We start from the raw sequence: 7,797 nt of genomic DNA on the forward strand, positions 1-7,797 counted from the left end.
CGCTATTTTATTTATTTTGCTTCGTGCTCTAGTAACCATTGCTTACGCTCTAGGCCACCAGCATAACCAGTTAGCTTTTTATTTGCACCAATGATGCGGTGACACGGCACAATAATGCTGATTGGGTTTTTGCCATTTGCAGCCCCCACCGCCCTCACTGCTTTAGGATTATTTAATTGTATGGCAATATCTTTATAGGTTGCCACTTTAGCAAACGGTACGCTTTGTAATGCCTGCCATACGCTTTGCTGAAATGGCGTGCCGCCAGTATCAAGCTCTAAATCAAACTCAGTACGCGTATGAGCAAAGTACTCATTAAGCTGCGCCACACAAGATAAAACATGTGAATTAGTCACCTTATTTAAAGGCGTACTGGTATAACTGGTCGGTGGATAAAACCCCACATAACTAATACCGTTTTCAGTTGCCTGAATAATAATATCGTCAATCGGGCTGGGTAAACTGGTTTGCACTATCATAATTGCTGCCAAAGTTGAAAAGTTAAGTAAGATCGAAATGGTGCACAGTTCGCAGATTCAAACGAGCTTGCTGCCGCTTGGGCTTTTTTAACCCCTAAATCGCCATCAAGTAAAATATCGGGTTGGCTTTGACCGCGCAGTTTTGCGTAATTAACCGTCCAAGGGCCAATTCCTTTTAAACTAAGCCATTGATCTAAGTCATCACAATTTGGATTAACGGCACAAAATTCAGCGAGATTATGCAGTGCATTTTTACGTGCCTGCGGCATTTTAAAAAAAGCAAAATCACTACCTGCCACTACTTCAGGTGTTGGAAAGTACACCTTTCCCTCTTGTTGCTCTGAAAGCTGTTGCACTAATTGAGTCACTAAATTATGCGCCGCAGTTACACTCACCTGCTGACCTAACACAGCGCGAATACCCGCTTCAAAGGTTGACCAAATACCCGGTAACCTTAAGCCTTTCGTAAGTGGAAATGCATTATTAATGTGTTCGCTTAAATGTGCCTCGATTAGATTTATATCAGCATCTAAATCAAGTACACGGCAAATGTTGTTAATAATTGGCTGTAAATATTGCGTATTATCTATATCAATTTGCACCCGAAAATGATGTTTATCTGCAACAAACTCAGCATCAAAGCGCCCTCTACACGATTTATAAGTAAAAGTACGCCCATAACTGATTGGCGTTAACCACTCTATTGGCTCTATTACTCGCTTTGCTAAAAACCCATGCAATGCCCGCCAGTTATACGGCGGACGAAAAGGCAAAATTAAGGTGAGCCCAATATTAGTTGGGTGCCTGGCGGTTCTGAGCGCTGAGGGCGCAATATTAAGTTGTTTTAAAAAAGCATCATTAAAACGCCGAACACTTTTAAAGCCTGAGGCAAATGCTATTTCGGTAAGCGATAAGCTGGTTTCTTGAATTAATTTTTTTGCAAAATGACATTGGTTAAATAATCGATATTGCGTGATAGAAATGCCGAAATATTGAGAAAATAATCGCCTTAAATAACGGCTGCTTATTCCTAAACACGTAGCGAGCTTTTCGCAGTCGTGCTGATTATTCTGATCAATTAATTGCTTGGCTCGTAGAGCCGTTGTTTTTGTTCCCTGCCAAGCCGCACTTCCTGGTGCACTATCGGGCCGACAACGAATACAAGGCCTGAAACCAGCTTGCGCGGCAGAGTGCGCAAACTGATAGTAAACCACATTTTTTTCGTGAGCTGTGGGCGCAGGGCAAATTGGCCTGCAATAAATACCGGTACTTTTAACGGCTACATAAAAAAGCCCATCGAAACGCGCATCACGACTTTGACGTGCTTTTTGCCAATGCTGATCACCCATAAAATGCTCTTGTAAATTCGGTAGCGCTTAGCTTAGCAAAAACTAAGCGTATTACTGGCCATATTCGGTACTAATCTTTGTTTGCAAAATCAATTAATGCCTGACCCGTTAAACGATATATAATCCATTCATTTTGTGGCTCAGCGCCCATGCTATTATAAAAATCAATCGCGGGTTTATTCCAATCAAGTACCACCCATTCAAAGCGACCACAGTCTTTATTGATTGCTCTGTTTGCCAGTTCTTTCATAATGGCTTTACCAGCCCCATTTCCGCGGCTATCTGGGCTCACGTATAAATCTTCTAGGTAGAGGCCATTTTTACCTAACCAAGTCGAGTAGTTGTAGAAATATACGGCAAAACCAATTGGCTCATCATCTTGTAAACATATTAAACTGTGCGCCGTTGCGCCTTCACAAAACAGGGTGTTTAAAATGGCTTGCTCATCGGTTTTAACTGCATCAGGTTCTTTTTCGTAAATAGCAAGCTCATTGATAAAGTGTAGAATTGTTTTTGCATCACTTGGCTTTGCATCGCGAATTTCTATTGCTGTGTTCATTGTTATTGACCTTTAAAAAACTACTTTTATGCCTGGCAAGCATCTAATTTAATATAAAAAGTGCTTAACTAATTATAATAATTTAAGCTATTAATACATTTATTTATACCCTAGCATATCGTTTTACATTCAATGAGTAACGTTCATGAGCTTATTTCAATTTAGCCATTAGGGCATTAAAAAAACAAATTAAAACAATGCTTTTATATATGGCAAAAAGTTGTCATTATGAGTACACAGTAAAGCAATGAGGAAGTTTAACTAAGATGGGTCACGGTCATTCACACAGTCACGTTGATGATAACCAAAGTGATAAACAGCTCACTCTTGCCGTATTTATAAATGTTTTACTGACTGCAGTGCAAGTTGTTGGCGGCGTATTTTCTGGCAGCCTTTCATTAATTGCCGATGCATTACATAACCTAAGTGATGCGGCCTCAATTTTTATCGCCCTCGTTGCTCGAAAAATTGGCAATAAGCAGGCTGATACAACCCATCATTTTGGCTACAAACGCGCTGAAATATTAGCCACACTTTTTAACAGTACAACCTTAATTGTGATTGGCTGTTATTTAGTTTTTGAAGCAATTAGCGGGTATGTAAACCCTCAACCTATCAATGGCTGGATCATTGTGTGGGTTGCTGCAGTAGCGCTATTCATTGATTTAGTCACTGCATTATTAACCTTTAAAGCCGGCGCTAAAAACAACATGAATATAAAGGCGGCGTTTATTCATAATGTGTCTGATGCCATGGCCTCTATTGTGGTTATTATTGCGGGTACTTTAATTATTTTATACCAGTGGTATGTAGTTGATTTAATAGCGACTATATTGATATCAATGTATGTTATTTATCACGGCGTATTATTACTTAAAGCCAGCTGCAGCATTTTAATGCAGGCAGCCCCCATTGGTTTTGACCAGCAACTTATCAGCAAAAAATTACTACAACAGTTTGCTATTACGCAAATAAAATCCATAAAAGCGTGGCAACTGGACGATACTACCACTCACTGTGAAATTGTGATGCAAACAGATACCCCTATTGAGCTTAATGCCATAAAACACTATTTACATGATGAATTTGCAATTGAACACTGCGTAATTGAGTGTTGTTCATCTTAGTTTGATTATACAAAGTGCTTTGTAATTAAAGCTGATCGCATCCTTATTTTTATGCCTTGTGTAACATAATGCAGAAGACCTGCTAACAATAATCCACTATCGGTACGAGTAAAACCTCTATTTTTAACACAACGCTATATTTAAATCTCTATTACCCCCTCCTTATTAAATACAAATAACAACAATTATTATTAACCTTGCGTTTACTTTAAATTACTCTTAATATTGCGCCCATCATTAATACAACTAAAACCATTCAAACGAAGGACCCGCATGTTTAAAACATCTCTGAGCTTAATAGCATTAATAGTCAGTGGCGCCAGTATTGCAGACGAATCAACGATCCAAAGAAATTTAAATCAAACAGAAATGGAGCACGTTATTGTTTCGGGTAGTCGTGTTTTTGAAAGTATTGATGAGGTTCCTGCTTCCATAACTATTATTAGTCAAAAACAAATAGAAGCGCATTTAAAAGTTAATCCAGAATTACAAAGCCTTTTAGCACAAATGGTTCCCGGCCTTGCTCCAGATACTGGAAGCTCAAGTAATTCAGGACAAACTTTACGCGGGCGGGCCCCACTGATCATGATTGATGGCGTGCCACAGTCAACACCATTGCGTAACGGATCATTAGGGGTGAAAACCTTAGATCCAAGCGCAATAGGTCGAATAGAGGTCATTAAAGGGGCAACGTCGATTTATGGTAACGGCGCATCAGGCGGAATTATTAACTATATTACCAAACAAGCACAAAGCGATGGGCAAACCCAAGGTAAAATAAGCTTATCGAGTCGTTTTAGTGCGGTAAAACTTGAAGAAAGCGCAGGCGCAAGGGTATCTGCAGCATTTAATGGTCGTGCAGATAAATTTAGCTACTTAGTAACTGCAAGTTACGAAGAAAACGGTGTACAACGCGATTCGCAGGGCGATATTCTCGGTTTACAATATGGTTTATCTGATGCCGTTACACAAAATTACTTCACTAAACTTGGCTATGACTTTGATGATGAAAAGCAACTCCAATTTAGTTATAACTACTTCAGCTCACAACAAAAAACCGACTTAGGCGATGTTGTTGGTGATATGAGCCTAGGAGAAAAAACCTACGCGATTCATGTGCCGTCAGAATTACAAAAGCAAGGTAAACCACAAGGGCCAGAAGGCAACAAAAATATAACCTTAAAATACACTGACTACGCACTGCTTGAAAACACACAAATGACGTTAGATCTCTATACGCAAGATATAGAAAATGTGTTTTTCTTTTCTCCAAACCTTGCCAATCCTGATGAGAATTATCAAGGTGGTCAATCCGTTATAAGTTCAGAAAAAAAAGGCGCCAGAGCAACTTTTAATACCCAGGTTGACTTTGACTCAGTTGAAGCGTCATTTATTTACGGAATTGATGCGTTAAATGATGTGACTGCACAACCGCTAGTTGATGGCCGGGTTTGGGTGCCAGAAATGGACATGAAAAGTGTCGCGGGCTTTTTACAAACTAAGTGGGTCATCGCTAATGACTTAATAATAAAGGCCGGTGTACGCAAAGAAAATATTGACCTTAGCGTAGACGATTATCGCACGCTCAAATTATGTAAAACGGCCACGCAATGCTCTGTGCCAATTAGCGTAAAAGGCGACACGGTTGATTACAATGCTACAACCTATAACGTGGGCATTAAATACAATCTAGATGAAAAATTCAGCCCCTTTTTAAACTACTCACAGGGATCTGATATATCAGATATTGGCCGCCTACTTCGCTCTGCCACAGTAAATGATATAGGCCTTATTCAAACACAAGCTTCAATTATCGATAATTATGAAATTGGTTTTAATTCTCAATTCGATGCAGTTCGTTTAGAAGTCGCAGCATATCGAAGCACCTCTGAGCTTGGCACTACAAACAAATTTAATGAAGTAACCGGTGTTTATGAACCGGTTAGAGCACCTCAAGAAATTTGGGGTTATGAAGCCTTAGTAGACTACACCATAAGCCCATCTCTTAAATTACTAGCAACTTATAGTTATGTAGAAGGTAAAAATACTGAAGCCGATATATATTTAGGCTCTAAGCAAATCAGCCCACCAAAAGCCACAGCCAATCTTAACTGGCAACCTACGAATACCCTGTCACTAACATTAAGTTACTTGTATGTGGGTGATAGAAAGCGCTTTGAGCCTAATGATAATGGTAAATATGTTGGCGATCAGGGACCTGTCGATAACTACACTGTGTTTAATTTAAGTGGTCAGTATCAGTTTGCAGATAGTTGGCAAGGTTTTATCGGGGTAGAAAACTTATTTAACCAAGATTACTTCCCTGCCCGTGCGCAATCTTACACCTATGGCGGATACAACATTAAAGGTTTAGGTACCACGGCCACAGTAGGTGTTACTTATCAATTTTAATCACTTACGCGTTCGTACTTTTACGGTATGAACGCGCTTATACCCTCAACTAACTTGCTGATCTAAAATACAAATAACAACCTGTCCATTTGTCAGCCAGCAATGCAAACTTAAACGAGAATCAAACTCAATATTAACCATATGATTTATAAGTAAATTACTTGCAATTCTGTGCCTATATACTAGACTAGCCACAATTAGAATTTTTAGGATAAGCGCTATGAAAGGTAATCAAAAAGTAATCGACGCCTTCAATACATTGTTAGCTAACGAATTAGCTGCTATTGACCAGTATTTTATTCATTCTCGTATGTACGACGATTGGGGCTTAAACAAACTTTATGAGCGTCTTAACCATGAAATGGAAGAAGAAAAAGACCACGCTGACTGGCTAATCAAGCGTATTCTTTTTTTAGAAGGCGTACCAAACATGACCAAACGTCGTGACCTGTTAATTGGTAACGATGTAAAAAGCATGATGCAAAACGACTTAACCTTAGAACTTGAAGTGGTTGAGTGTGTTAAAGAGGTTATTGCTATCTGTGAACAACAGCAAGATTATCAATCTCGTGAAATATTAGAAAAGCTATTATTTGATACCGAAGAAGATCACGTCTACTGGTTAGAGCAACAACTGGGTCTGATTGACAAAATTGGCACTCAAAACTATCACCAAGCTCAAATGGGCGAATAAGGACTATATTATGAAAGGCGATAAAGACGTTATTGCAGCACTAAATAAAGTACTTGCTAATGAGCTTGTGGGTATTAACCAATACTTTTTACATGCACGCATGTTTAAAGATTTTGGTTTTAGTAAACTAGACAAAGCTGATTACAAAGTATCGATACAAAAAATGAAAAATGCTGATCGTTTAATTGAGCGTATTTTATTTTTAGAAGGCTTACCGAACCTTCAAGATTTAGGACGCTTACGTATTGGCGAAAACAGCGAAGAAATGATTGCCGCTAACATGAGCTTTGAACTTGATACAGTAGATGAGCTACGTGCTGCCATTAAACTAGCTGAAAGTAAAAAAGATTATATTAGCCGTGAAGCGCTCGATAACATTTTAAATGAGCAAGAAGAGCAAATTGATTGGCTAGAAACACAGCAACTACTGATTAAAAATACTGGGCTTGAAAACTACTTACAATCGCAACTGTAAATTAAAGTTATAAATACAAAAAAAAGCAGCTAAGGCTGCTTTTTTTATGTTTAATTTTTAAATGTTAAACCAATTCGTTTAGATAGGGCCTACTTTTATAAATTACTATTAAGCCACTTGATCGGTTATATCTGCAATTTGAATCAGTTTACGATTGAGGATCTTTTTAGTACAGCAACAACACTTACCGCATTGGCTGCCCACTTTAAGCTCTTTAGTTAACTCGCGCATGGTAGTAGCACCATCGTCGATGGTTTGCTCAATTTTTTTATCGGTCACACCGTGACAGAGACAAATATACATGAATACAAACAACTCTCAATTTCATTTAGTAGGTTTATACTAATCTAAACGAAAATAGTTATCAATTGGTTTTTGATCAAAAATTAAATTTTATTTTTTAGTCTGGTCAGCGCCACTTAAATTGAGAATTCGCGGCAGGTTGAGAATTGTTTGAATTTGATTCGAAGTGTGGCACTTAAATTGAGATTTATTAACTAAAGTCTAACCTTGAATTTAAATAGGTTTAGATTTAGGTAAATAGTTGAATGATTGAAATGAATTACATTAAGTCTGAAGAAACCTTAATGTATAAATATAGAATTAGTGCGTGGGTTATTTCCGGTTTGTGCCCAGACTGTGTGAAAACTCTGATCACCTTTTGGTCTAAGTATGTTCTGCTTATGATCTATTAATCTATAC

The 7,797-nt window shown here is 38.3% G+C and carries 8 protein-coding genes; 4 read left to right on the forward strand and 4 right to left on the reverse strand.

What is annotated here, in order from left to right; translation table 11 throughout:
• Positions 1-11: 11 nt before the first annotated feature.
• The 3 genes from MTN96_RS27660 to MTN96_RS27670 all read right to left on the reverse strand — a co-directional run bounded on the left by MTN96_RS27660 (position 12) and on the right by MTN96_RS27670 (position 2,387).
• Positions 12-479 (reverse strand): methylated-DNA--[protein]-cysteine S-methyltransferase, encoded by a 468-nt coding sequence (locus MTN96_RS27660; protein ID WP_075170325.1) that lies wholly within the window; start codon positions 477-479, stop codon positions 12-14.
• A complete protein-coding gene (locus tag MTN96_RS27665) occupies positions 476-1,828 on the reverse strand; it encodes a DNA-3-methyladenine glycosylase 2 family protein (protein ID WP_248533484.1) in 1,353 nt (450 codons plus the stop codon). The genes MTN96_RS27660 and MTN96_RS27665 overlap by 4 nt, the downstream gene beginning before the upstream one ends.
• Before the next feature lie 70 nt (positions 1,829-1,898).
• The gene (locus MTN96_RS27670) at positions 1,899-2,387 is read right to left on the reverse strand and encodes a GNAT family N-acetyltransferase (protein WP_016899173.1); all 489 of its coding nucleotides are present in this window, start codon (positions 2,385-2,387) and stop codon (positions 1,899-1,901) included.
• Between the two features lie 266 nt (positions 2,388-2,653).
• On the opposite strand from MTN96_RS27670, the gene MTN96_RS27675 reads away from it, so the two are divergent.
• The 4 genes from MTN96_RS27675 to bfr (MTN96_RS27690) all read left to right on the forward strand — a co-directional run bounded on the left by MTN96_RS27675 (position 2,654) and on the right by bfr (MTN96_RS27690) (position 7,095).
• On the forward strand, positions 2,654-3,514 hold the full coding sequence (locus MTN96_RS27675) for a cation diffusion facilitator family transporter (protein WP_138626958.1): 861 nt from the start codon (positions 2,654-2,656) through the stop codon (positions 3,512-3,514).
• Positions 3,515-3,787: 273 nt separating this feature from the next.
• Positions 3,788-5,926, forward strand: a complete 2,139-nt coding sequence (locus MTN96_RS27680; RefSeq protein ID WP_248533486.1) for a TonB-dependent receptor — start codon at positions 3,788-3,790, stop codon at positions 5,924-5,926.
• 220 nt (positions 5,927-6,146) lie between these two features.
• Positions 6,147-6,620 carry a bacterioferritin gene (bfr, locus tag MTN96_RS27685; protein WP_008466858.1) on the forward strand — a complete coding sequence of 158 codons (474 nt, stop codon included), beginning with the start codon at positions 6,147-6,149 and terminating at the stop codon, positions 6,618-6,620.
• 10 nt (positions 6,621-6,630) lie between these two features.
• Positions 6,631-7,095, forward strand: coding sequence for a bacterioferritin (bfr, locus tag MTN96_RS27690; RefSeq protein WP_008112262.1), 465 nt, complete (start codon positions 6,631-6,633; stop codon positions 7,093-7,095).
• A gap of 108 nt (positions 7,096-7,203) precedes the next feature.
• Here bfr (MTN96_RS27690) and MTN96_RS27695 read toward each other — a convergent pair whose 3' ends face one another.
• Positions 7,204-7,398 (reverse strand): (2Fe-2S)-binding protein, encoded by a 195-nt coding sequence (locus MTN96_RS27695; protein ID WP_013463106.1) that lies wholly within the window; start codon positions 7,396-7,398, stop codon positions 7,204-7,206.
• Positions 7,399-7,797 lie beyond the last annotated feature (399 nt).

It is taken from the genome of Pseudoalteromonas sp. 2CM28B (assembly GCF_023161935.1).

Bases quoted from the DNA above. Each gene is read 5' to 3' on its own strand.
- MTN96_RS27660 (WP_075170325.1), bottom strand. From the start codon at position 479: ATGATAGTGCAAACCAGTTTACCCAGCCCGATTGACGATATTATTATT.
- MTN96_RS27665 (WP_248533484.1), bottom strand. From the start codon at position 1,828: ATGGGTGATCAGCATTGGCAAAAAGCACGTCAAAGTCGTGATGCGCGT.
- MTN96_RS27670 (WP_016899173.1), bottom strand. From the start codon at position 2,387: ATGAACACAGCAATAGAAATTCGCGATGCAAAGCCAAGTGATGCAAAA.
- MTN96_RS27675 (WP_138626958.1), top strand. From the start codon at position 2,654: ATGGGTCACGGTCATTCACACAGTCACGTTGATGATAACCAAAGTGAT.
- MTN96_RS27680 (WP_248533486.1), top strand. From the start codon at position 3,788: ATGTTTAAAACATCTCTGAGCTTAATAGCATTAATAGTCAGTGGCGCC.
- bfr (WP_008466858.1), top strand. From the start codon at position 6,147: ATGAAAGGTAATCAAAAAGTAATCGACGCCTTCAATACATTGTTAGCT.
- bfr (WP_008112262.1), top strand. From the start codon at position 6,631: ATGAAAGGCGATAAAGACGTTATTGCAGCACTAAATAAAGTACTTGCT.
- MTN96_RS27695 (WP_013463106.1), bottom strand. From the start codon at position 7,398: ATGTATATTTGTCTCTGTCACGGTGTGACCGATAAAAAAATTGAGCAA.